The following is a 25,467-nucleotide window of genomic DNA, read 5'->3' on the forward strand; positions in this document are numbered from 1 at the left end:
GGCTTCGTCGCCGCGCCTTTGTGCCTGGCCAAGGAAGCCGCGCACAGGCAGAAGCCGCCCTACTCCAGCACGAAGCGCACGCCTTCTTCAAAGGTCACGGCGGCCACCTGCGCGCGGGGCAGCACCTGATTGCGGCGCCACGGCATCCACTCGGTCTGGCCCCCGGCGCTGCGCAGAAAGCCGCGCACGCCCACCTCCACATACCGGGCGGGGCCGCCCAGCAGCGCGGCCAGCGCGGCGCGCACCGCTTCGGGGTCGCGCAGCGGGCCAGTCAGGCGCGCGGACGGCACCCCGGCCGCTGGGTCAGGCGTGGCCGCCGGGTCGGCGTGCAGGGGCGAGGGGTGGGGCCGGTAAAGGTCCACCGTCAGGCCATCCAGGGCCAGCAGGGCGGCGCGCGCCTGCGCTTCGGGCAGCGGTTGCGAGAAGGCCACGTGGATGTCCAGTTCAAAGCCGCGCACACCCTTGTCCGTGCGGGTGGAGGTGGGGGGGGTGCCCGTCATGCGCCCGCACTCCGTTCCAGCGCGCGGCGGTGCCCGGCCAGATGGGCCGCCACCATGCGGCCCCAGTCCAGGGCGTCCAGCTCGCCAAAGTAGGGGTGCCACAGGGTGCGCCCCGGCGTGGCGCGCAGGTCGGCGGTGACCGCCTCCAGGGCCGCGCGGCCCTGGGCCCAGCGGGCCGGCCACTCGGCCCAGGTCAGCCCTGTCTCGCTGGGGCGGGTGTGGGGGGGCGCCACCCGGCGGCCCTGGGGGCTCAGTTCGCCGGGGATCTGGGGGGCCGGGCGCACCTCGCGGTCCGAGAGCAGCAGGGCCAGCACCCGGGCAATGGACTCGTTGATCAGGGCCACATGCTCGGCTTCCTGGGCGGGGGTCCAGTCGCGGCCCGGCTGCACGCGCGTCCAGTCGGCCTCACGGCCCGGCAAGTGGGCTTCAAAGGCGTCCAGTTCGCTCAGCAGGCGCGTGCGCACGGCGGCCGGCGTCTCGCCCAGGGGGGCCAGCGCGGCGCGGTCCAGCAGGGGGGTGGTCATGGGCGCCAGTGTACGCCGGGCTGCTGAGGGGGGCCGCCGATACAGGGCTCAGCGCCAGGGCGGCATTGCCCCCCTACATCCGCCCTTTCCCCGGGAGAAACACCCCGGGGTCCAGCGGCGCGCTGGCGGCCACGGCGCGGGCGGCCAGGGCCGCGTCTGGCTCACTCAGCAGTTGCGCCGTGTCGGGGGGCGGCAGCACCGCTTCGCGCAGGGCCAGCCCGGCACCCACCGCCCAGGCCACCAGCTCGGCCAGGGCCTGAACCCCGGCCGGGCCAAAGTGCGGGCCAAAGGCGCGGGCCAGCACCACCCGGTCGGCGCCGCGTTCCAGCAGGGCGCCGTAGGCGGCGCGCTCGCGTTCGCCGTGGCGGTCGGTGACCAGAATCAGCTGGCCGCCGTGGGCAGAGGGGGCCTGGACGTGGCGCTGCACGGCCGTCCACGTCTCGCGCGGCGCGCCGGGCACCCCCAGGGGATCGGGCAGGTTCACGCCTCCCAGCATAGCCCCCGCGCGCGATCACCATGCGGCGCACTATCCTGACCCCCATGAACACTGCCCTCCCCACCCTGATTGCCCAGGCCCGGGGCGGCCGGGTCGTGCGCACCCCCTTTTTAAACGGGGACGACATTGACCGCCGCCTGCTGGGCGGTGACGACCTGCAGCACAAGATTGCCGGCGGCTTCCCCGATGCCCGGCGCGTGGTGCTCACCCTGTACCCCGCCCACATTCCCGAGGTGGACAGCGGCGTGGCCGTCTACCGCGTGACCCCGGAGCCCGGCGGCCCCGGCTGGGACCTGCAGGATTTGGGCGTGCATCTCAAACGTCTGGGCCTGAAAGACGAGCAGCTGGGCGACGTGCGGGAAGAACGCGGCGCCTTTCTGGTGGCCGCCACCGGCAAGGCCGCGCAGACCCTGGCCGACCTGACCGAACTGGGCGGGCGCCCAGTGGACGTGGAGCCGGTGGGCGAGAGCGCCGGTCGGGGCAGCAAAGTACGCGAGGTGGTGGTGCCCTCCATGCGGGTGGACGTGGTGGGCGCCAAGGGCTTTGGGGTCAGCCGCGCGTATTTTCAGCAGGGCATTGACGGCGGCAAGGTGCGCCTGAACGGCAGCCCCGCACGGGCCAGCAGCGAGATCCGCGAGGGCGACAGCCTGAGCGCCGAGGGCCTGGGCCGCATTGACTTCAAGCGTGTGGTGAACGAAACGCGCCGGGGCAACTTCAAGGTTGAACTGGACGTGCACAAGTGAGCGGCTGGGCGTGATTGACCTCACGGCCCGCAACCCGGTGCCCAATCCCAGCGACCTGACGGCCGAGCTGGCCCCCAGCCCGCGCTACGCGCAGGTGCGGTTCGAGACCTACCATCCCAACCCCGACTACCCCAGTCAGGCCGGGGCGCGCACAGCGGTGCAGGCGTTCCTGAAAGGCGCCCAGGTGCGGCCCGGGGGCTTCCGGCTGTTTCGCCGCGCCAAGCCCGAGGGCCGGGGGCTGTACCTGGACGGCGGCTTTGGCGTGGGCAAAACGCACCTGCTGGCCAGTGCGTGGCACGCCGCGCAGGGGACCGCCGCCCTGATGAGCTTTCAGGACCTGATGTACATCATTGGCGCGCTGGGCATGACGCGGGCGGTGGACGCCTTCCGGCAGCACGACCTGCTGCTGATCGACGAATTCGAGCTGGACGACCCCGGCAACACCCACATGGCCAACACTTTTCTGGGCCAGCTGATGCCGGGGGGCACCAGCGTGATTGCCACCAGCAACACCGAGCCCGGCGCGCTGGGCCAGGGCCGCTTTAACGCCACAGACTTTCAGCGGCAGATTCAGGGCATTGCCAGCCGCTTTGAAACCCACCGGATTGACGGCCCGGACTACCGCCAGCGCGGCGTGCGCCCCGAGGACACCCTCAGCGCGGCCGAATACGCCGCCTGGGAGGCGCGGCAAAACCCCGCGACCCTGGCCCGGATCAGCCACCGGGACCTGAGTCGCCACCTGCTGAACGTGCACCCCAGCCGCTTTGCCCGGCTGCTGCAGGGGGTGGGCGCCGTGGGCGTCACAGACCTGACCGCCATGCCGGACCAGAACGTGGCGCTGCGGTTTGTGCACTTTATTGACAAGCTGTATGACCTGGGGTTGCCGGCGGGGTTGACGGGGCAGGGTCTGGGGGGGCTGTTTATTGATACGTATCGGCATGGGGCGTATGCGAAGAAGTACAGCCGGTGTTTGTCCCGGTTGTCGGAGCTGTTGAAGGAGGCGCGGGGGGGAGGTTAGGGAGTGGTTTTGGCGGAAACGGTTTCGACATTTGCCCCACCCCCCCAGCCCCCCTACCCCGGAGGGGCAGGGGGGAGTTTTCCGCTGCGCTCGGCAAACGTTGACTGACGATTTGGGGTGGCCAGGCTTCGCCCCGCGTTGTACGCCGTGGCCTACCTGCGCCCATCGCCAGACGCCCGCGCGCTGCGCGCACGACGGCTTCCGTTGCTGGCCCCGTAGGGGTGAAGGGTGGGAACGCTGAGGGCACGAGGTTCTACTTTTGAAAGGCAAGAGCCGCTGTTGCCTCTGCTGCTTTTGAAAGTAGAACCTTCTCGGTCGCACCAAGTTCCCTTGCCCCCATACCGCCCGGGTCCAGACGAGGCCGTCGTGCCCGAAGGGCGCGGGCCATTGCGCTGGGGCGGAGGATGGCGTCGAAGCCGGACACGTCAACGAATGGAGAAACCCAGCCGACTCCAGTAAAAACTCTTGCCCAGTGCTAACGTCTGCTCCCCCTGCCCCTCTGGGGTAGGGGGCTGGGGGGTGGGGCAAATGTCGAAACCGTTTCCGCCCCACACCGCCGCCCCCGAACCCAGTAAAACCCCCCCCTACGCCCCCCCCCGCCGAGCCCGCTTCTCCGCCTCAATCGCCCGCTGCAACTCCTGAATCTGCCGCAGCATCCCCACCTGCTCCGCCGCCGGCGCACCCGCCACCTGCCTTTTGAGCAGGTCCACCTCCGCCCGCAGCGCGTCAATACTCAGGCCCACCTGAATGTCGTCCACGGCGGCAGCGGCATAGGCCGTGACCTTCTGCTCGTAGTGCTGGCTGTTCTCGCGCCCAATGGTGCCGGCGTCGCGGCCCTCGAACATCAGGCGAATAAGCAGCTGCTCTTCGGGCTGGCCCCGGAAGACCTCCAGAATGTCGTCGGGGCTCTGGGCGCCGCGTGCGGCCAGCATCACCTTGCGCACGGCCTCGTTGCGCCAGGGCATAGAGCCGTCCAGCTTGGCCAGCAGCGTGGGGTCCACCAGCAACTGCTTGAGCAGCGCCAGTTCGCGGTCTTCCTCATGGCGTGCGGTGCTCATGCCGGCCAGGTGCGTGTCGGTCAGGGTGCGGCGCTTGGCCTTGCTGGCAATCCATTCCATCAGGGCGTCGGGCTTGATGCCCAGGGTCTCGCAGGCGGCGGCGCGCACCCCCTCGGCAATCTCGTCCAGGGGGTCCAGGTTCTGCATGCGCGGCAGCAGTTCCATCAGGATGCGGCGTTTGCCCTCGCTGGTGGCGGTGCCGTGCTTTTCTACGGCCGCCTGCACGCGGTAGCGCACTTCATCCAGGCCGCTGTTCAGGGCGCGGCGCAGGCTCTCGTCGTCCCCGGCCAGCAGAGTATCGGCGGGGTCCTTGCCGCTGGGCACACTGGTGGCGCGCACCCGGAACTTGGCCCCCACCACCTGATCCAGCCCCGAGAGGGTGGCTTTGAGCCCCGCCTCGTCGCGGTCAAACAGCAGCACGAGGCTCTGGGCGCCCAGGCGCTCCAGCAGCGCGGCGTGTTCGGCGGTCAGGGCGGTGCCCAGGGACGCCACGGCCCCGGTAAAGCCATGCTGGTGCATGGTGATCACGTCCATGTAGCCTTCCACCACCACCAGCTCGGCACCGCTGCCCAGGCCACCCCGGGCCTTGTCCAGCCCGTACAGCAGTTCGCCCTTGCGAAAGGCCTCGGTTTCTGGGGTGTTCAGGTACTTGGGCTTGCTGTCGTCCAGCACGCGGCCCCCAAAGCCCACCAGCCGGCCCAGGTGGTCACGGATGGGGAACATCACCCGGGCGCGGAACCGGTCGTACACGCGCCCCGATTCCGGGTTCTCGGTGAGCAGGCCGGCCTCCAGCAGTTGCTTTTCGCCCACGCCCTTCACGCGGGCGTGCTTCAGCAGGCCGTCCCAGCCGTCCGGGGCAAAACCCAGCTCGAAGGCGTCAATGGTGGCGGGGCTCAGGCCGCGCCGGGCCAGATAGTCGCGAGCGGCGGCGCCCTGCGGGCCGGCCAGCCCCTCGCGGAAATAGGCCAGGGCAAAGGCGTTCACGTCGTACAGGTCGCGGCTGCTGCGTTCACCGTACTTGGCTTCCACTTGCACGCCGGCTTTTTCGGCCAGCTTGCGCAGGGCGTCCCCGAAACTCAGGTTCTCGGTGCGCTGGACAAACGAGAACACGTCGCCGCCCGCCTTGCAGCCAAAGCAGTAGAAGTAGCCCTGCTCGGTGTCCACCTGAAAGCTGGGGCTCTTTTCCTTGTGAAAGGGGCACAGGCCCTTCAGACGGCCCTTGCCCGCCGGGGCGAGGCGCACATACTCGCCCACCACGTCCGCGATGCTCAGCCGCGAACGAACCTCCTCCTTGGTGCCGATGTGTCCTCACCCCCCTGGGCGCCGCCCGATAGACGACCAGTGTACCCCCAGCGCTGCAGTTCCGGCTAGAGGCCAAAAGTGACCGCTGGGACAGCAAAAAATGGCGGCCGTCTGCCAAGGCTGTGCAGGGCGGCGTTCGCCCGACATGACCTTCTCTGAAGGCCCCCCTCATCCCCCCCGCAGCGGGGCAGGACAGGCTGGAACCCATGACCCAGTACAAGCTGAGCCAGCGCGACACCACCCACGGCCCCGACGGCGAACACCACCTGATTCGCGGCCAGCACGCCAGCATGCGCCTGTGGCACCGCGAGGAACCCCAGGGCGACAAGCCCGACACCCGCGCCGAGTACGAGACCCTGGGCTACGTGATCTCGGGCCGCGCCGAGCTGACGGTGGACGGCGAGACGGTCACGCTGGAGCCGGGCGATTCCTACTACGTGCCCATGAACGCGCCGCACCATTACCGCATTCTGGAAACGCTGACCGCCGTGGAAGTGAACACGCCCCCCACGAGCAAATAAGGGGCCTGTGCCCCGGGCCGCGCGGAGGGTCCCTCTGGCGCGGCCCTTCTCCTTGCGGGGGCCCTCATGAACCCCCCTTCAGCGCGGCGTCACCCCACGCCTCAGCTTAAGGCGGCACGCTGGGGCGCATGAGCGACCAGACGGGACAGCCCCTGGCGGGCAAAGTGATCGCCATTCTCGCCGCCGATGGGGTGGAACAGGTGGAGTTGGTGAAACCCAGGCAGGCCCTGGAAGCGGCCGGGGCCACCACCCACCTGATCAGCCTGAAGCCGGGCCAGATTCAGAGCATGGAAGGCGATCTGGTGCCCAGGGAGAAGTACGACGTGGACCACACGGTCACGCAGGCCAGCCCCAGCGACTACGACGGCCTGCTGCTGCCCGGCGGCACCGTGAACCCCGACAAGCTGCGCCTGGACCCCTACGCCATGCAGTTTGTGCGCGCCTTTTACGACCACGGCCAGCCCATTGCCGCCATCTGCCACGGCCCCTGGAGCCTCAGCGAAACTGGCATTGCCAAGGGCCTGAAGATGACCAGCTGGCCCAGCCTGAAGCACGAGCTGGGGCTGGCCGGCGCGGAGTGGGTGGACCAGCAAGTCGTGGTGGACCGGGGCATTGTGACCAGCCGCAAGCCGGACGACCTGCCTGCGTTCATCGAGAAGATGATTGAAGAGTTTCAGGAAGGCGACCACAGCAGCAAGCGGTAAAGGGGGAGAGGCGGGCGCCGGAAGAGGGCGGCCCGCCTTTTGCCTGCATATCTGGGCTTGTGATGGTTTAGAAGTGCTGTGCTGGACGGCGTGAATCGGGTGGGCGTGTGGGGCTTGACGCCGGGTGCATACCGGGCTATCTTGGTTTTATCACCGCCGAAGAAGGCGGGTTTTTTGTTTTGGGCTGCGGCTTGTCCCACCCCCCAGCCCCCTACTCCAAAGGGGCAGGGGGAGCGGCGCTGCGCTAGGCAAGAGTTTCTACTGAAGTCGGCTGGCTCGCTCCATTCAGTAACGTGTCCGGCCTCGACGCCATCCTCCGAACCCGCTGGAAGGCCCGGACGCTGCGCGTCCAAGGGCTGGCGGCCATTTGCGGTGGTTTGAGGGTTGGGAACGCTTCAGGCGGCTGATCTACTTTTTTAAAAGACGAATCGTGACAACGCGCTGCATATGTTCGCGGTCGGCGCCCCACATGGCCCGTAGGCGAAACACTTCCATGATGCGTTCCTCGGGCGTACGGTCACGCCATTCGGCTGCAGCTGGAGGCTCGGTGCCCTTCTGGTAAATCTTGGCGGTGGCTTTGCGAGGCATGCGGCATCAGCCTAAAACGTCATGCCCCAGCGGGCAGCGGCTTTTTAGCCTTTGCCTCGTGCTTGGCCCATTGCAGCGCCGCCCAGAGGTCCACCCCAGTCACCGCCACCACCGAGGCCAGGGCCACCCCCGCATTCGCGCGCTTGGGGTTGCTGGCGCCCAGCGCCGGCAGCAGCGTGGCAATGTCCAACACATCCCCCGCCACCCGTGCCCACAGCCATTTGCCGGTGCCGGTCTGGGTCAGCAGCGCGGTGCCGGCGCCAATCTCGCGCACCCCGTACAGGCGCAGCAGCCCTTCTCGGCCCTCCATGCCCAGCGTGCGGGCCAGGGCCCCTGGCGCCGCCGCTTCCAGCCCGCCCAGGCCCAGGCTGAAGTAGCCTAGGAAATTGGTGACGCGGTTCAGGACGGTGGTCGGGGATGGGTTCGTCATGGGGGCATGATCGGTGTGGCAGGTGAAAAGCGGAGGGGGAGCAGATTGACGGCATCCTCAAAAAACTAGCTGCACCACGAGAAAAGGCTCAGGGCCTGTTAAAGACTGCCCCTTGGCGTGCGGCAGGCCGCAACGAAAAACAACGGCTCCCAAACTGAGGAACCGTTGCTGGTTGAAGGCCGTGGGTTGGTTTACGCCTCGACGTAGTCCTCAACCGGCGGGCAGGAGCATACGAAATTCCTATCGCCATACACGTTGTCCACGCGGTTCACGGCCGGCCAGTATTTCCATAGCTTCTGCGTGCCCGTGGGGTAGGCCGCCGTTTCGCGGCTGTACGCTCGGTTCCACGCCGCGTCCATCAGATCGGCCTGGGTGTGCGGCGCGTGCTTCAGCGGGCTGTCTCCAGCGGCGATCAGTTCGTCCTGCACGTCCTGAATCTCGCGGCGAATGCCCAGCATGGCCTGAATAAAGCGGTCCAGCTCGGCTTTAGGCTCACTCTCGGTGGGCTCAATCATCAGGGTGCCGGGCACAGGGAAGCTCATGGTGGGGGCGTGGAAGCCGTAGTCCATGAGGCGCTTGGCGACATCTTCCTCGGTGATGCCCGTGGACGCTTTAAGTGGGCGCAGGTCAATGATGCACTCGTGCGCCACGCGGTCGTTGCGCCCGGTGTACAGCACGGGGTAGGCGCCTTTCAGGCCCTGGGCAATGTAGTTGGCGTTCAGCAGGGCCACCTGCGTGGCCTTCTTCAGGCCCTGCGCGCCCAGCAGGCGAATGTACAGGTACGAGATGGGCAGGATGCTGGCGCTGCCGTAGGGCGCTGCACTCACGGCACCGGTCTGGCTGTCGTTCACCGCGCGCACGGCGTGGTTGGGCAGGTAGGGGGCGAGGTGAGCCTTCACGCCAATGGGGCCCATGCCGGGGCCGCCGCCGCCGTGGGGAATGGCGAAGGTCTTGTGCAGGTTCAGGTGCGACACGTCACTGCCGATCAGGCCGGGCTTGGTCAGCCCCACCTGGGCGTTCATGTTCGCGCCGTCCAGGTACACCTGCCCGCCGTGCTGGTGGATCAGCTCGCAGGCCTCGGTCACGCGCTCCTCGTACACGCCGTGGGTGGAGGGGTACGTGATCATCAGCGCGCCCAGATTGGCGCTGTGCTTCTCGGCCTGTGCCTTCAGGTCATCCATGTCGATGTTGCCGTCGGCGTCCGTTTTCACCACGACCACCTGCATGCCCATCATGGCGGCGCTGGCGGGGTTGGTGCCGTGGGCACTGGCGGGAATCAGGCAGACGTTGCGGTGGCCCTCGCCGCGCGCCTCGTGGTACTTGCGGATCACCAGCAGGCCCGCGTATTCGCCCTGGGCGCCGCTGTTGGGCTGCAGGGACACGGCGTCGTAGCCGGTGATGTCCGCCAGCCACGCTTCCAGTTCGGCCAGCATCTCGGCGTAGCCCTGGGTCTGGTCGGCGGGGGCAAAGGGGTGCAGCTGCCCGAACTCAGGCCACGTCACCGGAATCATTTCCGTGGTGGCGTTCAGCTTCATGGTGCACGAGCCCAGCGGAATCATGCCGTGCGTCAGGCTGTAGTCCTTGTTCTCCAGGGTCTTCAGGTAACGCAGCATGCCGTGTTCGCTGTGGTGCGTGTTGAAGACGGGGTGGGTGAGGTACTCGGAGGTGCGCGTAAGAGCAGCGGGGATGCCGTCTACCGCCTGGGCGTCCAGGGTCAGTACGTCAGCCGGCTCCCCGGTCACCGCTTCAATCAGCTCGCCCAGGTCGGCCACCGTCACGGTCTCATCCAGGCTTACCGAAATGCGGCTGCCTTCGTAACGCAGGTTGATACCCTTGGCCTCGGCCCGCTCGCGGATGGCGCTCACGTCACCCTCAAAGCTCACGGTGTCGAAGAAGGTGGGGGTCACCGTGATCCCGGCGTCCGTCAGGGCTTTCGCCAGAATGCCGGTCATGCGGTTCACACGCTCGGCGATGGTGCGGATGCCCTTGGGCCCGTGGTACACGGCGTACGCGGCGGCCATGTTCGCCAGCAGGGCCTGCGCGGTGCAGATGTTGCTGGTGGCCTTTTCGCGGCGGATGTGCTGCTCGCGGGTCTGCATGGCCATGCGGTAGGCCGTGTGGCCGCGCGCGTCCTTGCTCACGCCGATCACGCGGCCGGGCATGGAGCGCTCGAACGCCTTCTGGCAGGCCAGGAAGGCGGCGTGCGGGCCACCAAAGCCCATGGGCACGCCAAAGCGCTGGGCGCTGCCAATCACAATGTCGGCGCCCATCTCGCCCACGGGCTTGACCACGGCGCTGGCCAGCAGGTCGGTGGCGGCAATCAGCAGGCCGCCCGCCGCATGCACGCGCTCGGCAATAGGTGAGAGGTCGTGCAGCTCACCGAAGGTACCGGGCGTCTGCACCAGCGCCGCGAAGGTGCCTTCCGGCAGTTCCGCGTTGGCGGGGCCCGTCACCACGTCGTAGCCGAAGTATTCGGCGCGCGTGCGGATCACGTCCAGCGTCTGGGGGTGCACGTCCTGCGCCACGTACAGGGTGTTGCCCTTGCTTTTGCCCGCACGCTTGGCCAGGGTCATGGCCTCGGCGGCGGCGGTGGCCTCGTCCAGCAGGCTGGCATTGCATACTGGCATGGCCGTCAGATCCATGATCGTCTGCTGGAAGTTCAGCAGCATTTCCAGGCGGCCCTGTGAAATCTCGGCCTGGTAGGGGGTGTAGGCGGTGTACCAGCCGGGGTTTTCCAGCATGTTGCGCAGAATCACGCCGGGCGTGTGCGTGCCGTAGTACCCCATGCCAATGTAGGAGCGGAACACCTTGTTCTTCTGGGCCACGGCCTTCAGGTCGGCCAGCGCCTGCGCTTCGGTGACCGGGCCACCCACGTTCAGCTCGCCCTCAAAGCGGATGCTTTCGGGCAGGGTCGAGTCGCTCAGTTCGTCTAGGCTGCCCACGCCCAGATGCTTGAGCATCTGGGCCTGTTCAGCGTCGGTGGGGCCAATGTGACGGTCGGTAAAGTCAGCGGTTTGCAGCAGGTCGGTCAGGGCGGTTCTCGGGTGATTGGGGGTCATGGGGACTCCTGGGAAGGGCTCTGGGCTGTGGGCCATGAGCCATGAGGAAAAGGCGGCAGAACAAAGGAGCCTGTGGGCGCACGGCCCCAAGGCTCAAAGCTCATGGCTCACAGCCTCTGTCAGCCGTTCGCGCTGGCGTAGGCTTCGGCGTCCATCAGGTCGCCCTCGCCCGTCACATCCAGCTTGAACAGCCAGCCGCCCTCGTAGGGGGCGCTGTTCACCAGTTCGGGGCTGGCGGTCAGGGCGTCGTTCACGGCGACCACGGTGCCGCTGGCCGGGGCGTAGATGTCGCTGGCGGTCTTCACGCTTTCGACCACCGCAATCGTCTCGCCGGCTTCGACTGCGCGGCCCACTTCGGGCAGCTCGACGTACACCACGTCGCCCAGCTGCTCCTGCGCAAAGTCGGTGATGCCCACGGTGCCGTCTGCAGAGAGCCATTCGTGCGAGGCGGCGTATTTCAGGTCAGAGGGGGTGTTCGTCATATCAGGTTCTCCTGTGGGGAATTCGGTTCACTGTAAGTGGTGAGTGGAAAGTGGTCAGTGGGTGGTCCTGCGGTGTGGTCTCCACTCACCACTGACCACTTCCCACTTACCCTTTGTAAAACGGCAGGTCCATCCGCGTCGCTGGGTGGTCCTTACCGCGCACTTCAACTTCAAAGGTCTCGGCGGTGGCGAAGGCGGCCTCCACCAGCGCCATCGCAATGGGGTGGCCCAGGGTGGGGCTGCTGGTGCCGCTGGTCACGTGGCCCACGACCTGCCCGGCCACCTTCACCGGGTAGCCTTCGCGCACGGGCACGCGCTCCAGCTTCAGGCCAATCAGCTTGTGCGCCGGCGCGAGGCTGATGTGCTCACGGCCCACATGGGCCTTGTCCTTGACCACCCAGCTGTAGGTGCTGGACAAGGGATGGATGGTGTCGCTGAACTCGTGGCCGTAGAGCGGGAAACCGGCTTCCAGCCGCAGCGTGTCGCGGGCGCCCAGGCCAGCGGGGATCAGGCCAATGCCCAGCAGCTTGTCCCAGACAGTTTCGGCCTCGCTGGCGTCCACGAAGACCTCAAAGCCGTCCTCGCCGGTGTAGCCGGTGCGGGCCAGCATGACGTCAAAGCCGAACAGTTTGGCCGCAAAGTAAGCGTTTTTCTTCTTGGCGCTCAGGTCCACGTCCACATGAGGCTGCAGCAGTTCGGCGGCTTTCGGGCCCTGGACGGCCAGCAGACCCCAGCGGTCGGATTCGTCGCTCAGCTGCACCTCAAAGCCCGCCGTATGGGCGCTGAGGTGCGCCCAGTCCTTGGCGATGTTGCTGGCGTTCACCACCATCAGGTATTCGCCGTCACGGACCATGTAGATGTAAATGTCGTCCACCAGCCCGCCCTGTACGCCGGGCAGCCAGTTGTACTGGGCGCGGCCGGGCTTCAGCTTGCTCACGTCGTTGGTGGTCACGCTTTGCAAGAAGGCCAGGGCGCCGGGGCCCGTCACGCGGAATTCACCCATGTGCGACACGTCGAAGACCCCGGCGCCTTTGCGCACAGCCTCGTGCTCGGCTTTCAGGCCGCTGTACTGCACCGGCATGTCCCAGCCGCCAAAAGGCACCATGCGGGCCCCGGCGCGCAGGTGCGCGGCGTGCAGCGGCGTCCGCTTCAGCGGCTCGGTGGGGGTGTCGGTCATGGGAAAATCGTAGCGGAACGGGTGGTCAGCCGTCCGGGGGGTTTGGACGAAAGGTCAAGGGGGCCAGGAGATGCAGGTGCAGAAAAATGACGTGCAGGTGCAGTCAGAAAGCGTAGCCACCACGGTCTATGAAAGGCTGACGGAGCAAGCGGTCTCCGCCCTACGTGCGGGGCGTCCGCCCGCAGACGCCTGGGCCTGGGCCCAAACGCAGGTGGAGGGCCGCCAGAGTACGCTGAACAAGGGCTGCCCGCGTTCAACTTTCGTGTCGCTAGCCGAACACGGGTATGTGACGGTTTACTTGCCCGGAGAAGCGGCGTCAGCGCTGAGCCTGAACGCGCAGCATGCCCTGGTCGCCGCCGCAGTGCAGCGCGAGCACCCTGAGGTGCTGAACAACAAGCGGGCCTGGTGGGAGGCCACCCAGCGCAGAAGCGGAATAACACGTAAAGGTGAAAACGGTGTTCTGGACGTACTCCGCGCCCTGATCCGGCTGGGCGTGTTTCGGGCCCAGCCTTGAGCGCCTCGCACCTCCTGGCCCTGTTGCCCCCACCCGCTCTGGCGGAGCAGGTCGTGGCCTTCCGGGCCGCGCACGGCATTCGGGACGCCGCCGCCACCCCGCATGTCACGGTCAAGGCGCGCAGCGGGTTGGGCGAGGACCTGGCGTGGGTATCCCAGGCGCGCGCGGTGGCGGCACAGGTCTCGCCGGTGGCCCTCACCATCGGCGGGCCGCGCCTCTTTCGCAACGGGACGGCGCTGTACCTGCAGGTGCACAGTCCAGAGGCGGTGGGCTTGCACCTCGCGCTGCTGGCCGCCCTGAACCCTGCCGAACGCTTCGGCTATGAGGGCCCGGGGATGACACCGCACCTGTCGGTGGCGCTGGGGCGGCGGGGGGTGGACCTGGGGGCCCTGCTGGCCGCCGCGCAGGTCACCTTTGCCGATCTGGAGGCCCAGCCGCTGACCTTCACGGCCACTGAACTGGTCTGGCTGCGAAAGGCCGGGCCCGGTGCCGTCTATCTTCCGTTGGAGGCGTGGCCGCTGGAGGGCGGGTAGAGTCACCCCATGCCCACCTTGGCCCAGCTCCGCGAGTTGCAGTCCATTGCCCAGGCCGGGCTGACCTACACCCGCGACCCCTACGACCGCCAGCGCTTCGAGCGCCTGCGCGACCTGACCGCCGAGTTGCTGGCCGAGCAGACAGGGCAGGCCCCCGCCGAGGTGGCGGCCCTGCTGCGGGTGGAGGAAGGCTACCTGACCCCCAAGGTGGACGTGCGCGCCGTGGTGCTGAACACCCGGGGCGAGGTGCTGCTGACCCGCGAGGCCGCCGACGGCCGCTGGAGCCTGCCCGGCGGCTGGGCCGACCCCGGCGAGAGCCCGCGCCAGATCGCGGTGCGCGAGGTCTGGGAGGAAACGGGGCGACAGGTGCGTGCCCTGCGCCTGCTGGCTGTGCTGGACAAGGCCCAGCATCCCCACCCGCCGGACCTGTGGGCGGTGTACAAGCTGTTCCTGCACTGCGAGCTGACCGGGCCAGAAGATGGGGCGCACGCCGCCAACCTGGAAACCACCGACAGCGGCTTTTTCCCCCTGGATGCCCTGCCCCCTCTGAGCCTGAGCCGCAATCTGCCCCAGCAGGTCCAGCGCGCCGCCGAACTGGCCCGGCACCCCGCGCTGGGGGTGGATGTGGACTGAACGCCCGCCTACCGTCTGCCGCGCTGGAAAGGGCTTGACTGACGGAATGAACGTGCTGATTGTTGGGGCGACGGGGGGCATCGGGGCGGCCACCGCGCGGGCGTTCGCCCAGGCGGGGGCTTCGCTGACGCTCTCTGGGCGGGACGAAGCGCGCCTGTCGGCGCTGGCCGGCGAACTGGGCGCGCATGCCAAAGGGGCCGACCTGGGCTACGAGAGCCATGTGCGGGCGCTCTTTGAAGGGCTGCCGGCGCCGGTAGACACCCTGGTCTACGCCGCTGGGGCCGCCCACCCCGAACCGCTGGCCGGGGCCGACCCCGCCCAGGTGCGCGCAGTGTGGAACGCCAATTATTTTGGGGCGCTGTGGGTGCTCAAGCACGGCCTGGGGCGGCTGCATCCGGGCGGGCGCGTGTATCTGCTGGGCGCCCGCCCCGAACTGGTCACGGCGCGCGGCTTTACCCAGTACGCCGCCAGCAAGGCCGCCCTGGCCCGCGCCGCCGATATTGCCCGGCTGGAACACCGGGGCCTGGGCCTGACGCTGGTGCTGCCACCAGCGGTGGACACGGGGCTGTGGGCCCAGGTGGGCCGGGCGCCCAAGGGGGCGCTGGCGCCCGAAGCGGTGGCGCAGGCCATCGTGGCGGACCGGGCGGGGCCAGCGCAGGCCGAACTGCGCGTAGAGGGCTGACAGCGGTGTTCCGTTCCACCCAGGGGAGAAACGCACCCCCCTCAACGCCACGCCAACCGCTCTCTGTCGCGGTGACTCGCGCCGCTCGCTCCACATGATCTGAAGGGTTAACCTCCAGGTCAGGTGGTGACCGTTCTGAGCGCTTACCTCTCCTGTTGTTGGCGCGTCAATTCCAGCAACCCGTCCATCAGCCGGCGCTGGGCGCTGGCATACAGGGCCAGCATCAGCCCTTCGGCCAGGGCGCGGCTCAGGCGGCCTCGCAGCAGGTAGCGCCGCACCAGAATCAGCAGGTCCGAGGCCACGAACAGCCAGCCGCCCACCCGCAAGGCGCGGCCCGCCGCCGGGGCCAGCCGGGGGTCGGCGGCCAGCAGCGCCATCCCAGAGAGGAGTGTGCCGTAGCCGCTGAGCGTGGGCAGGCTGGCGCGGTCGTGCCGCAGCAGCAGGCCCAGGCCCAGCCCAGCGGCCCCCAGGCGCAGGGGCCACGCGCCCGCGTGCGGCCGGGCCCCGTGACGCCACAGCAGACCGAGATACGCCGTCTGGGCCAGCGCGTACCACGCTGCGCCACGCCGGAAGCCAGCGGGATACCCCTGGGGGTCCGGCAGGTGCGTGGCCGTGGCAATGTGCAGCCCACCCAGGCCCGATGCCCCCAGGGCTCCCAGCAGCAGAGCGGTATCAGTGCGTGACCGTGCCGGGGCCTGGGCCAGGACCTCGGTCATCAGGGCCAGGATCAGGCTGGTTTCGGCAGTCTGGTGGGCGCGGGCGTGGTCGGCCATGCCGGCTGCCACGGTAGCAGCGGCGCCCAGGCGAAAGGGCCAGCGGCTCATGCCTCGCTCCGCCCGGTGGCCTGCACGCCGTCCTCGGTGGCCAGCCACGCCACCGGGCAGTCGTGGGGGTCCCGGGGCAGCGCGGGCACCAGCAGGGCCGCCGGGATCACGCCCACGGTCAGGCCCGCGAAACCGGGCAGCAGACGGTCATAAAAGCCGCCGCCGTAGCCCAGTCGCACCCCAGCGCGGTCATACGCCAGGGCGGGCAGCAGCGCGGCATCCACCGTGTCCAGTGGCACCTGCGGCGCGTCGGCCGGGGGTTGCAGGGCGCCAAAGCGGCTGGGCTCGGTGGCCGTGTGCCAGGGGTGTAGGGTCAGGTGCGGCTGCGGGCGAAAGCGGGCGCGGGTGGTCAGCAGTTCAAACTCGTCCGCCAGCGCGCAGAGGTCGGGCTCGCCCGCCAGCGCGCGGTAGGCCAGCACGCGCCGGGCGCCGTGGGATCGCAGAAAGGCCCGCAGGTGCGCGGTGATCGCCTCGGATGGGTCGGGAAGCCCGGCCCGAACCTCGCGCGCCCAGCGTCGCCATTCGGGTTTGGGGGCATCCAGAAGGGGCCTCAGCCCGCCCACCGCTGGCCGTCGTGCAGGGTCACCCAGGGGGCGCGTTCGGGGGCGGCCGTAAAGGAGACCAGCCCCGCCTCCTCCTGCCAGTGGTGCAGCAGCGCCAGGGGCGGCTGGTACTGGATCACCAGCTTGTGGGGTTGCGCCCAGTCCGGCTGAAAGGTGGCGTCGGTGCCGGGGCAGGTCATGACCGTGGTGTGGGCAAAGCCAGCGGTGAGCGGCATATGCACGTGACCGGCCAGCACTCGCACCACCTGGGGGTGGCGCTGCACCACCTCGCACAGTTCCGCGCGCCCCCGCAGGCCAATAGCGTCCATCACCTGCAGGCCGCTCTGGATGGGCGGGTGGTGCATGAACAGCAGCGTGGGGCGCTCTGGGGCCTGGGCCAGCACCTCGTCCAGCCACGACAGGCGCGCGGCGCACAGTTGCCCCGCCCCCTGCCCCGGCCAGTGGGTGTCCAGCCCGATCAGGCGCAGCGGCCCGTCCTCTACGACGTACTGCAAAAAGCCGCTCAGCCCCTCGCCCGGCAGCGGAAAGCGCGCCAGCATCTGGGCACGGTCGTCGTGGTTGCCGGGCACCACATACACCGGCATGGTCAGCGGCGAGAGCGCGGCCTGGAACGTCTCGTACTCTTCAGGAAGGCCGTGCTCGGTGCAGTCGCCGGTGATCAGCACGGCGTCGGGGGTGCGGGGCAGGGTGGTCAGAAAAGCCACGGCGCGGCGCAGCGCCTCGGCCTTGTGCGGCTGGGCGGTGTCCACATGCGTGTCACTGAGCTGGGCGATGAACATGGGAGGGGGACCTCGTGGGGGAAGAAGACGGAGCAGGCGCGCAGAACAGAAGCAGGAGCGCGTGCCGGGGAATGAAGGCCTTCATTGTGGCAGGAACTCCCCGGGCACGCGAGCACAGCTGCGGCCATTCAGAGCGGGAACCACATGACCTGAAGGCGAATCCTTCAGGTCATGTGGGGCGAGCGGACTTGCAAAGCTGCGGAGCAGAGCGAGTGACCGCGACAGACAGTGGTTGAAGTGGCGTTGAGGGGGCTCTCTTCCTCCCCTGGGCGGAACGGAAGACCGCTGTCAGACCACGCCCCGCGTTCCTGGCGCGGGAACGCGGGGCGTGGAAAGCGGCCTTACTGTGGGTTCAGTCCCAGCGCAAAGCTCTTGAGGCCCACGCCCACCGTGGTTTTCAGGGTGGCCCGGCCTGTGCCCAGGTCCACGGTGTAGAACGCCGTGCTGCCACTGCCCGCAGTGCTGAGGTAGGCGCTGCTGGCCCCAGCGATATCAAAGCCGGTCATGCCGGGCATGGCGTCCACGCCCAGCGCGCCGCGCGTGGTCAGCAGGCTGAAGTTGCCAGCCGGGCCAGTCGGGTTGTTGCTGTGAAGCACCAGGGCATCGGTGTCGGCGTCAATGGAAAACAGTTCGGTGGTGGTGCCCGCGTTCACCGCGCCGCTGGCGCTGTTGTTGAACGAATTCGTGTAGGCCGCCGCCACCAGATTGGGGTTGGGGGTGGCCGTTACGTAGGCGAAGGTGCCGTCGTTGGTGACCGTTCCAGCGGGCGAGGTGCCCGGGACCGGCGCGCTGGCCAGGGTCAGGCGGTAATTGCGGTCGGCGGTGCCCAGCACCCGCAGGCGGTTGGCCACGGGGTTGAAGTCCATCGCCACAGCGGCGTCGCCCAGGGTCGCGCTGTCGCGGGTGGCGGCGCCCGTCATGCTCAGGCGGTAGACGTTCCCCGCGCTGGACATGGCGTACAGCATGTTGTCGGTGTTGCGCAGGTCCAGGTCCACCAGCGTTTCGCCGTTGCCCAGCCCCGTAATGGGCATGGTGCGCAGGCTGGCACTGGCATTGTCCAGGCCAAAGCTGACCAGCTGGCCCCCGGCACCCAGGCCGTAGACCACCTGACCGCTGGGGGCGGCCGGGGTCACTGGTGGATTGCAGGCAGCCAGAACGAGTGAAGACAGCACGGCAAGGGGCGCAGCATATTTCATAAGGGTCCCTCCTGAGGTGGGGGAGGGCCCAGACCCTTCCTCAGGTGGCCGGGGCACTCCTGATCAGGGGTAAGCGGTACGGGGAACGGCGGATCAGCCCCGCCGTTCATGCCTTCTTTAGGCTTGTGCTGCTGGGGCAGCTCTTCAGCCGGCGGCCGTCAAAGTCTGGATGTTTGTGAATTGGACTTGGACGGCACTGCAGATGAACAGCAGCCTGCTCTGAAGGGGGCAGGTCCCCCGGCAACCACCCAGGCGGGCCCGGCGCCGCTGTCTGCTGTGGCCCCCGCTCTGGTCGCCCGGGAGGGTTTGAGACTCCACACCCTCAAGCCCTCTGGGTTCTCCACCCTCAGCACTGGAAGGCCGTCCGGCTCAGCCCACCTCTTTGGGGCCTTTCAGGCCGGTTTTGCCCTCGCGGGCCTGCAGCACGGCGGCCACATCCGCTGGGCCCACGCCCACCTCGGCCAGGGCGAACAGCAGGTGAAACAGCAGGTCGGCGGCTTCGGTGGCCAGTTCGGTGCGGTCCCCGTTCTTGGCGGCCAGCAACACCTCGCCCGCTTCCTCGCTGATCTTTTTCAGCACCCGGTCCAGGCCGCCTGCGTGCAGCCGGGCCACGTAACTATTCTCGGGCAGGGTGGCCAGCCGCTCGGCAATGGTGGCGTACACCCGCTCCAGGGTGCCGTCCAGGCCGCTGCCGGGGTCGTCGCCTGCCAGCAGCGGCTGGTGGTAACAGCTGTAGGCCCCGGTGTGGCAGGCCGGGCCGGTCTGCTCCACGCGGTACAGCAGGCTGTCGCCGTCGCAATCGGCCTGCACGCTCACGATGCGCTGGGTGTGGCCGCTGGTCTGGCCCTTGATCCACTGGGCCTGACGACTGCGCGAGTAGTAGGTGGCTTCGCGGGTGTCCAGGGTACGCTGCACCGCCGCGCGGTCGGCCCACGCCTGCATCAGCACCGCGCCGGTGCGGGCGTCCTGGGTCACCACCGGAAGCAGGCCGGTCTGGGGGTCAAAGGTCAGGGTGCTGGGCAGGTCAGTGGTCATGGGGGCCCTCCGGGCAGGGGGTGGTGAGGGGGCAGTGGGCAGTGGAACAACGCGCCGGCCCACTTACCACTGCCCACGCCCCGTTCCCCATTCCGGCCGCACGGCCAGGCCCTCACCTTTCAGGTACGCCTTCACCTGCGGCACGGTCAGTTCGCCAAAGTGAAACACGCTGGCGGCCAGGGCGGCGTCGGCGTGGCCGCCCTGGTCCCCGCCGCGCAGCACGTCGCGGAAGTCTTCCAGTTTCCCGGCTCCCCCGGAGGCGATCACCGGCAGGTCCACCGCGCGGGCCACCGCCCGCGTGGCCTCCAGATCAAAGCCGGCGCGGGTGCCGTCGGCATCCATCACGTTCAGGCAGATTTCGCCCGCGCCCAGCGCCTGCCCGCGCACCGCCCACTCGATCAGGTCCAGGCCCGTGTCCACCCGGCCGCCCGCGCGGAACACGTTCCAGCCACCCTCCGGGCGGCGCTTGGCGTCAATACTTAGCATCACGCACTGCGCGCCGTGGTGGTCGCTGGCCTCGCGGATCAGCTCGGGGCGGCTCAGGGCCCCGCTGTTCACGCTGATCTTGTCGGCGCCCGCCAGCAGCAGTTGCCGGAAATCCGGCAGCCCATTGACCCCGCCGCCCACCGTCAGGGGCATCATCACTTGCTCGGCCACCCGGGCGGCCACGTCCAGCATCAGGCTGCGGCCCTCGTGGGTGGCAGTGATGTCGTAGAACACCAGTTCATCGGCCTGCTGCGCCTCGTAGGCCTGGGCCAGCACCAGGGGGTCGCCGGCGTCGCGGTGGTTTTCAAAAAAGCGAACGTTCTTCACCACCCGCCCGTTTTGCACGTCCAGGCAGGGAATGATGCGCTTGGTCAACATGCGCGCCAGTCTACGCGGCCCCGCCCATGCGGGCAGCGGGGCTGTCAAGAGGGGGAAGGGGGTGCCAGGGTGCAGCTCAGGCAGATAAGCGGATCTTTAAGGTCCGCTCACGGGATTTTGTTAAACTGGGGGTCACTGGTGGCACCCCGCCACCGGCCGCCCTCTGTCCTCACCGGGGTTTTTTGCTCCTCTGTTTCCCTCTGCTCTCAGCATCTTCTTTCCTCTGTCTTTTTCTCCCTGCGGTGGGTCCCCGGTCCCGATTGTCCTGTGGCCTGTTCTGGATTCGGTCTCACCTGCACCTGGGGGCACTGTGAACACCCGCCGTATCCTGCTTGTTGACGACAACCACAACGACCTTGAACTGGCCCTGACCGCGCTGGACGACGCTCCTGGTCGCCCAGAGGTGCAAGTGGCCTCCAGCGGCCCCGCTGCCTTGCAACTGCTGCGCGAGGCCCGCGCGGCCGGCTGCCTGCCGGACCTGGTGCTGCTGGACCTGAAGATGCCCCAGATGGACGGTTTGGCCGTGCTGGACGCCATCCGCGCCGAGCCGGGGTTGCAGGGGCTGCCCGTGGTCATGCTGACCACCAGCGGCGAGGGCCGCGATATCCGCGACTGCTACGCGCACGGCGCCAGCGGCTACGTGGTCAAGCCACTGGACTTTGCCCAGTTCCGCGAGGCGCTGCGCACCATTCAGGCCTTCTGGACCTCGCTGAACCGCGTGCCACGCACGCACTAGCCCACTGACGGAAATCTTCAGACTTCGCGCTCCTGGGCCCCGGGGGCGCTTACCCTGGCCGTATGCGTGTGTATATCGGCTGTGGGGGCTTTAGTAACGAAGATTGGGCCGCGCCGGGCCTGCTGTACGAGGGCGTGCGCAAGGACGACTATCTCGCCACCTACGCCGCGCACTTTGACGCTGTAGAGCTGAACAGTTCCTTTTACGGCATTCCGGGTCTGAAGGCCTTTGAGGGCATGGTGCGCAAAAGCGGCGCCCAGACCCGATTTGCGGTGAAGCTGAACAAGGTGTTTACCCACGACCGCGCCCCCACCGACGCCGACTTTGACCGCATGCTGCAAAGCCCCCAGCCGCTGCGCGAGGCGGGCGTGATGGGCCCGTATCTGGCGCAGTTTCCCTATTCGTTTCACCGCACGGCCGAGAACCGCAAGTACCTGCAGGCCCTGGCCGAGCGCTTTACTGGCCACGAACTGGCCGTGGAACTGCGCGGCGCCGACTGGGACCGCCCCGAGGTGCGCGAGGGCATGGCCGAACGCGGCCTGATCTGGGTCAGCCCCGATTACCCGCCGGTAGGCGGCCTGCCCGAACCGCAGCTGCATGCCACGGGCGATGTGGGTTACCTGCGCCTGCACGGGCGCAACGCGGGCAGCTGGTGGGAAGGCCAGAGCGCCGCCGAGCGCCACGACTACCGCTACAGCCGCGCCGAGATGGACGAGTGGGCGCAGAAGATTGCCCTGGTGGCCGAGGACCTTTCCGAGCTGTACATCTTCTTCGAGAACACCACCAAGGGGCACGCCCTGAAAAACATCCCCATGCTGCGCGAGGCCCTGAACGCCCACGGCGTGCCGGTGGCTACGCCGGACCCGGCCGAGCGCTCGGCGGATCAGGGCCGTCTGCTGTAAAGCAGGAGCCCGCAACGCTGCGCGTCCAATCTCGCTGAAGGCTCAGCGGAGAGGTGGGGACTTCTCCACCAGTGGCCCCAGCTGCTTGGCCCGTCCTCAGACAGAGGCGCTGGGCTTCTCCAGCTCTGGGCTTGTCAGGCCAGTGCGGCCCCCAGGCTGTGCTAGCCGCTTGCCCATGCCGCTCACCTCCCCATTCCCCACACCCGTAATGCCCCCGTAACGCTCCGGCGCGAGGCTCGCCGCATGGAGGTCTTTCATGCGGATTCTTGAACGGACACAGGTCACGCAACCGGGCCGGGAGGAACGGTCATGAGCCGCCCGCCCCACGAGCCTCACCCCCACGAGGCCCCCCCGGAGCGCACCTCGCCGCCCCGGGGCACGCTGATGGTGATTGCCGTGCTGCTGCTCAGCATTTCCACCCTGTGGCTGCTGGTGCTGGGCATTTTCCAGGGCCGGGCCTGAGATGCGCCGCACCTCGTCCGTGCCGCGCCTGGACCACCACGCCCTGGAACGCTACGAGCGGATCTGGCTGGGGCTGGCGGTGGTCATGAGCGTGCTGCTGTTCGTGGGCGTGCTCGCCAGCCTGATCAGCGGCACCTACCCGCGCCTCAGTGGTCAGGGCGGCGGCCACAGCATGGCGGTGACCAAGGGCCGCATTGACCCCGCCAATCTCGCCGCCACGCCGTTTGCCAAACCCGGGCTGGTGGTGGACGCCGCTGGGCAGCCGGTGGTGAACGACCAGGGCACGCTGGACGCCTACATCGTGGCCGGGAACTTTACCTTTCAGCCCGCCGTCCTGCGGCTGCCCGCCGGGCGCCCCGTGACCCTGCATGTGACCGCCACCGATGTCGCCCACGGCTTTCAGATCACCGGCACGAACGTGAACGTGGAACTGCTGCCCGGCCACGTCGCCACCCTGACCGTCACGTTCCGTCACCCCGGCGAGCAGCACGTCATCTGCAACGAGTACTGCGGCCTGGGCCACCACAACATGATCACCCGCTTTCTGGTGGAGCCGCCTGCCCCGGCGGCCAAGGAGTAACCCCTGTGACCACCCTTCCTGCGCAACCGGCCCCGGCCCGCGCGCCTGCGGCCCTGGACGCGGCCACCCTGACCAGCCTGAAAAAGCTGACCCAGTACTACATCGTCACCGCCTTTCTGGCGCTCTTTATCGGGGTGCTGCTGGGCCCCTTGCAGGCGCTGAACTACGGCGGCATCAACCTCTACGAGTACCCGCTGCTGAAAAACCTGATCAAGTCCTACTACCAGGGCCTGACCCTGCACGGCGTGCTGAACGCGCTGGTGTTCACCCAGTTCTTTATCAGCGGCTGGATGCTGTACCTGCCTGCGCGGGACCTGCAGGTGCGCCCCAACATGCGCTTTGCGTGGTTCACCTACCTGATGATGACGGCCGGGCTGCTGACGGCCGCCGTGCCGTTGCTGACCAACGACGCCACCGTGCTGTACACCTTTTACCCGCCGCTGGAGGGCAGCCCCGTCTTTTACATTGGCGCGGCCGTGATGGTCGCGGCCAGCCTGCTGGTGGCGGCGCAGGTGGTCTTGTTGTGGCTCGGCTGGAAGCGCGCCAACCCGGGCCGCGTGACCCCGCTGGTGGCCTACATGAGCGTGGCGACGTGGCTGATGTGGGGCGTGGCCTCGCTGGGGCTGGTGGCAGAAGTCGTGTTCATGCTGATTCCCTGGTCGCTGGGCCTCACGCGCGGCGTGGACCCGCTGCTGGCCCGCACGCTGTTCTGGTGGACCGGGCACCCCATCGTGTACTTCTGGCTGCTGCCCGCCTATATCTCGTGGTACGCCTTTCTGCCCCGGCAGGCGGGGGGCCGCATCGCCAGTGAAGGGCTGGCCCGGCTGGCCTTTACCATGTTCCTGATTTTCAGCGTGCCGGTGGGCCTGCACCACCAGTACGCCGACCCCAACGTGCAAAACACCTGGAAGGTCATTCACATGTTCCTGACCTTCCTGGTGGCGGTGCCCAGCCTGCTCACGGCCTTTTCGGTGGGCGCGGCGCTGGAAGACTCGGCGCGGGCGCGCGGCGGGCGCGGGCTCTTTGGCTGGGTCACGCGCCTGCCCTGGGGCAACGCCTCCATGACCGCGCAGGTGCTGGCCATGATCTCGTTCATCTTCGGCGGCGCGGGCGGCATCGTGAACGCCTCCATGGCCTTTTCGCCCGTGGTGCACAACACCGCCTGGATTCCCGGGCACTTTCACATCACGGTGGGCACCGCCACCACCCTCACCTTCATGGGGCTGGTGTTTTGGCTAGTGCCGCACCTGACCGGCAAGCGGCTGGCGTGGCCCCGCGCGGCGCTGGCCTCGGTGTGGCTGTGGTTCGGCGGCATGATGCTCTTTGCGGTGGGCATGCACTGGCAGGGGCTGGCGGGTGTGCCCCGGCGCGCGCAGGTGAGCGCCGCCGCCCAGCAGGCGGTGTACGACGGCATGAACATTGCCCTGCCCAAGCTGATGACGGCCGTGAGCGGCATGGTGCTGTTCGTGGCGGCCATCTTCTTCTTCGGGGTGCTGTTCAAAACCCTGCTCTCGCCCCGGGTGGACGACCCCGAAAGCACCCCCATTCCTTACAGCGAGGCGATCAGTGCGGCCGGCGAGCAGCTGGCGGGCGCCAGCACCCTGGTGCGCCGCACCGAGCCCCTGCTGGCCCTGACGGTGGCCTCGCTGCTGCTGGTGATTCTGGTGTACGCCCCGGTGATTGGCCCCATGCTGGCGAACTACCAGTTCGTGCCCGGCCAGAGGTTGTGGTAAGCGTGAGCGGCGAGTTCTACAGCGGCAAGCAGGTGGCGGGTTTCGTGACCTTTCTGGTGCTGGGCACCGTGCTGGGCCTGGGCGCCTACCAGGCCGGGGGGCGGCTGGCCGGCACCGGGGGCGGGGCCGAGGTCAGCGCGGCGGCTGCGCCCAGCACCCCGAACGGTCAGGCCCTGTACGCAGGCAACTGTGCGGGCTGCCACGGCGCGAAGGCCGAGGGCGGCCTGGGGCCGGGACTGGTTCACACCGCCGCCTGGGCGAGCGCCGAATTCGCCCACGCCGTGCTGGACGGCCAGTCGCCCCAGGGGCGGGAACTGGGCACCGTCATGCCCCGCTTCCGGCAGACCGGCCTGGACGGCGCCCCTGCCACCGACGCCCAGATCGCCGCTATTCAGGCGTACGTGCAGACACTGAAGTAGCGCGGCGGCACTCGCGGCGCCGCCTCGCCCGGCTGTGGGCAGGCGGCGCCGCTGGCGTGCAGGCACGCGGCCCGCTCCGCCAAATGGCCCAGGCATAGAGGGCCGGGATTGACACCCTGGCCCGCCCCCTCTAAGCTGTGTGGGCCTGCAAGACGTGGGCGCGTGGTGGGTTTAGCTCAGCCGGTTAGAGCGCCGCTCTGTGGAAGCGGAGGTCGTGGGTTCAAATCCCATAATCCACCCCAGACACCCGGCCCCAGGCGCATGCCCGGGGCCGAGTCTTTTCAGCAGGCAGTCAACACAACGTGCGGGGATGGCGGAATTGGTAGACGCACCAGACTTAGGATCTGGTTCCCGTAGGGAGTGAGGGTTCAAGTCCCTTTCCTCGCACCACAGCGCGAACAAGCACCGGG

General features: G+C 68.5%; 29 protein-coding genes and 2 tRNA genes. 16 read left to right on the top strand and 15 right to left on the bottom strand.

Annotated elements, in window-relative coordinates; all coding sequences use genetic code 11:
- Window positions 1–59 precede the first annotated feature (59 nt).
- From KMW22_RS07510 to KMW22_RS07520, 3 genes are all read right to left on the bottom strand, one after another.
- Window positions 60–500, bottom strand: coding sequence for a hypothetical protein (locus tag KMW22_RS07510; RefSeq protein ID WP_221089410.1), 441 nt, complete (start codon window positions 498–500; stop codon window positions 60–62).
- Complete coding sequence (locus KMW22_RS07515) at window positions 497–1,024, bottom strand: DinB family protein (RefSeq protein WP_221089411.1); 528 nt, start codon at window positions 1,022–1,024, stop codon at window positions 497–499. The genes KMW22_RS07510 and KMW22_RS07515 overlap by 4 nt, the downstream gene beginning before the upstream one ends.
- A gap of 73 nt (window positions 1,025–1,097) precedes the next feature.
- On the bottom strand, window positions 1,098–1,508 hold the full coding sequence (locus KMW22_RS07520; protein ID WP_328774630.1) for a DUF3197 domain-containing protein: 411 nt from the start codon (window positions 1,506–1,508) through the stop codon (window positions 1,098–1,100).
- A gap of 56 nt (window positions 1,509–1,564) precedes the next feature.
- Between KMW22_RS07520 and KMW22_RS07525 the strand changes: the two genes are divergently transcribed.
- On the top strand, window positions 1,565–2,263 hold the full coding sequence (locus tag KMW22_RS07525; protein WP_221089413.1) for a S4 domain-containing protein: 699 nt from the start codon (window positions 1,565–1,567) through the stop codon (window positions 2,261–2,263).
- Window positions 2,264–2,273: 10 nt separating this feature from the next.
- Complete coding sequence (gene zapE, locus KMW22_RS07530; RefSeq protein WP_221089414.1) at window positions 2,274–3,281, top strand: cell division protein ZapE; 1,008 nt, start codon at window positions 2,274–2,276, stop codon at window positions 3,279–3,281.
- Between the two features lie 584 nt (window positions 3,282–3,865).
- Here the strand turns inward: zapE and dnaG are convergent.
- Window positions 3,866–5,641 carry a DNA primase gene (gene dnaG, locus KMW22_RS07535; RefSeq protein ID WP_221089530.1) on the bottom strand — a complete coding sequence of 592 codons (1,776 nt, stop codon included), beginning with the start codon at window positions 5,639–5,641 and terminating at the stop codon, window positions 3,866–3,868.
- Between the two features lie 206 nt (window positions 5,642–5,847).
- Between dnaG and KMW22_RS07540 the strand changes: the two genes are divergently transcribed.
- Together KMW22_RS07540 and KMW22_RS07545 are read left to right on the top strand one after the other, a co-directional pair.
- Window positions 5,848–6,162, top strand: a complete 315-nt coding sequence (locus tag KMW22_RS07540; protein ID WP_221089415.1) for a cupin domain-containing protein — start codon at window positions 5,848–5,850, stop codon at window positions 6,160–6,162.
- Window positions 6,163–6,290: 128 nt separating this feature from the next.
- The gene (locus tag KMW22_RS07545) at window positions 6,291–6,866 is read left to right on the top strand and encodes a type 1 glutamine amidotransferase domain-containing protein (RefSeq protein WP_221089416.1); all 576 of its coding nucleotides are present in this window, start codon (window positions 6,291–6,293) and stop codon (window positions 6,864–6,866) included.
- A gap of 408 nt (window positions 6,867–7,274) precedes the next feature.
- Here KMW22_RS07545 and KMW22_RS07550 read toward each other — a convergent pair whose 3' ends face one another.
- From KMW22_RS07550 to gcvT, 5 genes are all read right to left on the bottom strand, one after another.
- Window positions 7,275–7,454 (bottom strand): hypothetical protein, encoded by a 180-nt coding sequence (locus KMW22_RS07550; protein ID WP_221089417.1) that lies wholly within the window; start codon window positions 7,452–7,454, stop codon window positions 7,275–7,277.
- Window positions 7,455–7,473: 19 nt separating this feature from the next.
- Window positions 7,474–7,884 carry a hypothetical protein gene (locus tag KMW22_RS07555; protein WP_221089418.1) on the bottom strand — a complete coding sequence of 137 codons (411 nt, stop codon included), beginning with the start codon at window positions 7,882–7,884 and terminating at the stop codon, window positions 7,474–7,476.
- A 191-nt stretch (window positions 7,885–8,075) separates the two neighbouring features.
- Window positions 8,076–10,943, bottom strand: a complete 2,868-nt coding sequence (gcvP, locus tag KMW22_RS07560) for an aminomethyl-transferring glycine dehydrogenase (protein WP_221089419.1) — start codon at window positions 10,941–10,943, stop codon at window positions 8,076–8,078.
- Between the two features lie 119 nt (window positions 10,944–11,062).
- Window positions 11,063–11,425, bottom strand: a complete 363-nt coding sequence (gene gcvH, locus KMW22_RS07565) for a glycine cleavage system protein GcvH (RefSeq protein ID WP_221089420.1) — start codon at window positions 11,423–11,425, stop codon at window positions 11,063–11,065.
- A 106-nt stretch (window positions 11,426–11,531) separates the two neighbouring features.
- The gene (gcvT, locus tag KMW22_RS07570; protein ID WP_221089421.1) at window positions 11,532–12,602 is read right to left on the bottom strand and encodes a glycine cleavage system aminomethyltransferase GcvT; all 1,071 of its coding nucleotides are present in this window, start codon (window positions 12,600–12,602) and stop codon (window positions 11,532–11,534) included.
- A gap of 70 nt (window positions 12,603–12,672) precedes the next feature.
- Here gcvT and KMW22_RS07575 point away from each other — a divergent pair, with 70 nt between their 5' ends.
- From KMW22_RS07575 to KMW22_RS07590, 4 genes are read left to right on the top strand one after another with little or no spacing between them, the layout of a single operon-like run.
- A complete protein-coding gene (locus KMW22_RS07575) occupies window positions 12,673–13,116 on the top strand; it encodes a DUF6979 family protein (protein ID WP_221089422.1) in 444 nt (147 codons plus the stop codon).
- Window positions 13,117–13,139: 23 nt separating this feature from the next.
- Window positions 13,140–13,649 (top strand): 2'-5' RNA ligase family protein, encoded by a 510-nt coding sequence (locus tag KMW22_RS07580; RefSeq protein ID WP_235692747.1) that lies wholly within the window; start codon window positions 13,140–13,142, stop codon window positions 13,647–13,649.
- Window positions 13,650–13,658: 9 nt separating this feature from the next.
- On the top strand, window positions 13,659–14,282 hold the full coding sequence (locus tag KMW22_RS07585; protein WP_221089424.1) for an NUDIX hydrolase: 624 nt from the start codon (window positions 13,659–13,661) through the stop codon (window positions 14,280–14,282).
- A gap of 46 nt (window positions 14,283–14,328) precedes the next feature.
- Complete coding sequence (locus tag KMW22_RS07590; protein WP_221089425.1) at window positions 14,329–14,964, top strand: SDR family NAD(P)-dependent oxidoreductase; 636 nt, start codon at window positions 14,329–14,331, stop codon at window positions 14,962–14,964.
- Between the two features lie 143 nt (window positions 14,965–15,107).
- Here the strand turns inward: KMW22_RS07590 and KMW22_RS07595 are convergent, their stop codons facing one another.
- The 6 genes from KMW22_RS07595 to hisF form a co-directional block, all read right to left on the bottom strand.
- The gene (locus tag KMW22_RS07595; protein WP_221089426.1) at window positions 15,108–15,788 is read right to left on the bottom strand and encodes a lysoplasmalogenase family protein; all 681 of its coding nucleotides are present in this window, start codon (window positions 15,786–15,788) and stop codon (window positions 15,108–15,110) included.
- Complete coding sequence (locus KMW22_RS07600) at window positions 15,785–16,342, bottom strand: 5-formyltetrahydrofolate cyclo-ligase (RefSeq protein ID WP_221089531.1); 558 nt, start codon at window positions 16,340–16,342, stop codon at window positions 15,785–15,787. The genes KMW22_RS07595 and KMW22_RS07600 overlap by 4 nt, the downstream gene beginning before the upstream one ends.
- On the bottom strand, window positions 16,339–17,130 hold the full coding sequence (locus KMW22_RS07605) for a phosphodiesterase (RefSeq protein ID WP_221089427.1): 792 nt from the start codon (window positions 17,128–17,130) through the stop codon (window positions 16,339–16,341). The genes KMW22_RS07600 and KMW22_RS07605 overlap by 4 nt, the downstream gene beginning before the upstream one ends.
- 341 nt (window positions 17,131–17,471) lie before the next feature.
- A complete protein-coding gene (locus tag KMW22_RS07610) occupies window positions 17,472–18,326 on the bottom strand; it encodes a DUF4394 domain-containing protein (protein WP_221089428.1) in 855 nt (284 codons plus the stop codon).
- 369 nt (window positions 18,327–18,695) lie between these two features.
- Window positions 18,696–19,361: a bifunctional phosphoribosyl-AMP cyclohydrolase/phosphoribosyl-ATP diphosphatase HisIE gene (gene hisIE / locus KMW22_RS07615; RefSeq protein WP_221089429.1), complete on the bottom strand. Its 666-nt coding sequence runs from the start codon at window positions 19,359–19,361 to the stop codon at window positions 18,696–18,698.
- A 63-nt stretch (window positions 19,362–19,424) separates the two neighbouring features.
- Window positions 19,425–20,225, bottom strand: coding sequence for an imidazole glycerol phosphate synthase subunit HisF (hisF, locus tag KMW22_RS07620; RefSeq protein WP_221089430.1), 801 nt, complete (start codon window positions 20,223–20,225; stop codon window positions 19,425–19,427).
- A gap of 310 nt (window positions 20,226–20,535) precedes the next feature.
- Here hisF and KMW22_RS07625 point away from each other — a divergent pair, with 310 nt between their 5' ends.
- The 8 genes from KMW22_RS07625 (at window position 20,536) to KMW22_RS07660 (ending at window position 25,447) form a co-directional block, all read left to right on the top strand.
- Window positions 20,536–20,961: a response regulator gene (locus KMW22_RS07625; RefSeq protein WP_221089431.1), complete on the top strand. Its 426-nt coding sequence runs from the start codon at window positions 20,536–20,538 to the stop codon at window positions 20,959–20,961.
- 62 nt (window positions 20,962–21,023) lie between these two features.
- Window positions 21,024–21,863, top strand: coding sequence for a DUF72 domain-containing protein (locus KMW22_RS07630; protein WP_221089432.1), 840 nt, complete (start codon window positions 21,024–21,026; stop codon window positions 21,861–21,863).
- 309 nt (window positions 21,864–22,172) lie between these two features.
- The gene (locus tag KMW22_RS07635; RefSeq protein WP_221089433.1) at window positions 22,173–22,325 is read left to right on the top strand and encodes a cytochrome c oxidase subunit 2A; all 153 of its coding nucleotides are present in this window, start codon (window positions 22,173–22,175) and stop codon (window positions 22,323–22,325) included.
- Window position 22,326: 1 nt separating this feature from the next.
- Window positions 22,327–22,905 carry a cupredoxin domain-containing protein gene (locus KMW22_RS07640; RefSeq protein WP_221089434.1) on the top strand — a complete coding sequence of 193 codons (579 nt, stop codon included), beginning with the start codon at window positions 22,327–22,329 and terminating at the stop codon, window positions 22,903–22,905.
- 5 nt (window positions 22,906–22,910) lie between these two features.
- A complete protein-coding gene (locus KMW22_RS07645; protein WP_328774632.1) occupies window positions 22,911–24,638 on the top strand; it encodes a b(o/a)3-type cytochrome-c oxidase subunit 1 in 1,728 nt (575 codons plus the stop codon).
- Window positions 24,639–24,640: 2 nt separating this feature from the next.
- Window positions 24,641–25,057, top strand: a complete 417-nt coding sequence (locus KMW22_RS07650) for a c-type cytochrome (protein WP_221089435.1) — start codon at window positions 24,641–24,643, stop codon at window positions 25,055–25,057.
- Window positions 25,058–25,222: 165 nt separating this feature from the next.
- Window positions 25,223–25,299: transfer RNA gene (locus tag KMW22_RS07655), tRNA-His, on the top strand.
- A gap of 62 nt (window positions 25,300–25,361) precedes the next feature.
- Window positions 25,362–25,447: transfer RNA gene (locus KMW22_RS07660), tRNA-Leu, on the top strand.
- The last annotated feature ends 20 nt before the right edge of the window (window positions 25,448–25,467 follow it).

The sequence above is a fragment of the Deinococcus aquaedulcis genome, assembly GCF_019693445.1.
In the GTDB taxonomy this organism is placed as follows: domain Bacteria; phylum Deinococcota; class Deinococci; order Deinococcales; family Deinococcaceae; genus Deinococcus; species Deinococcus aquaedulcis.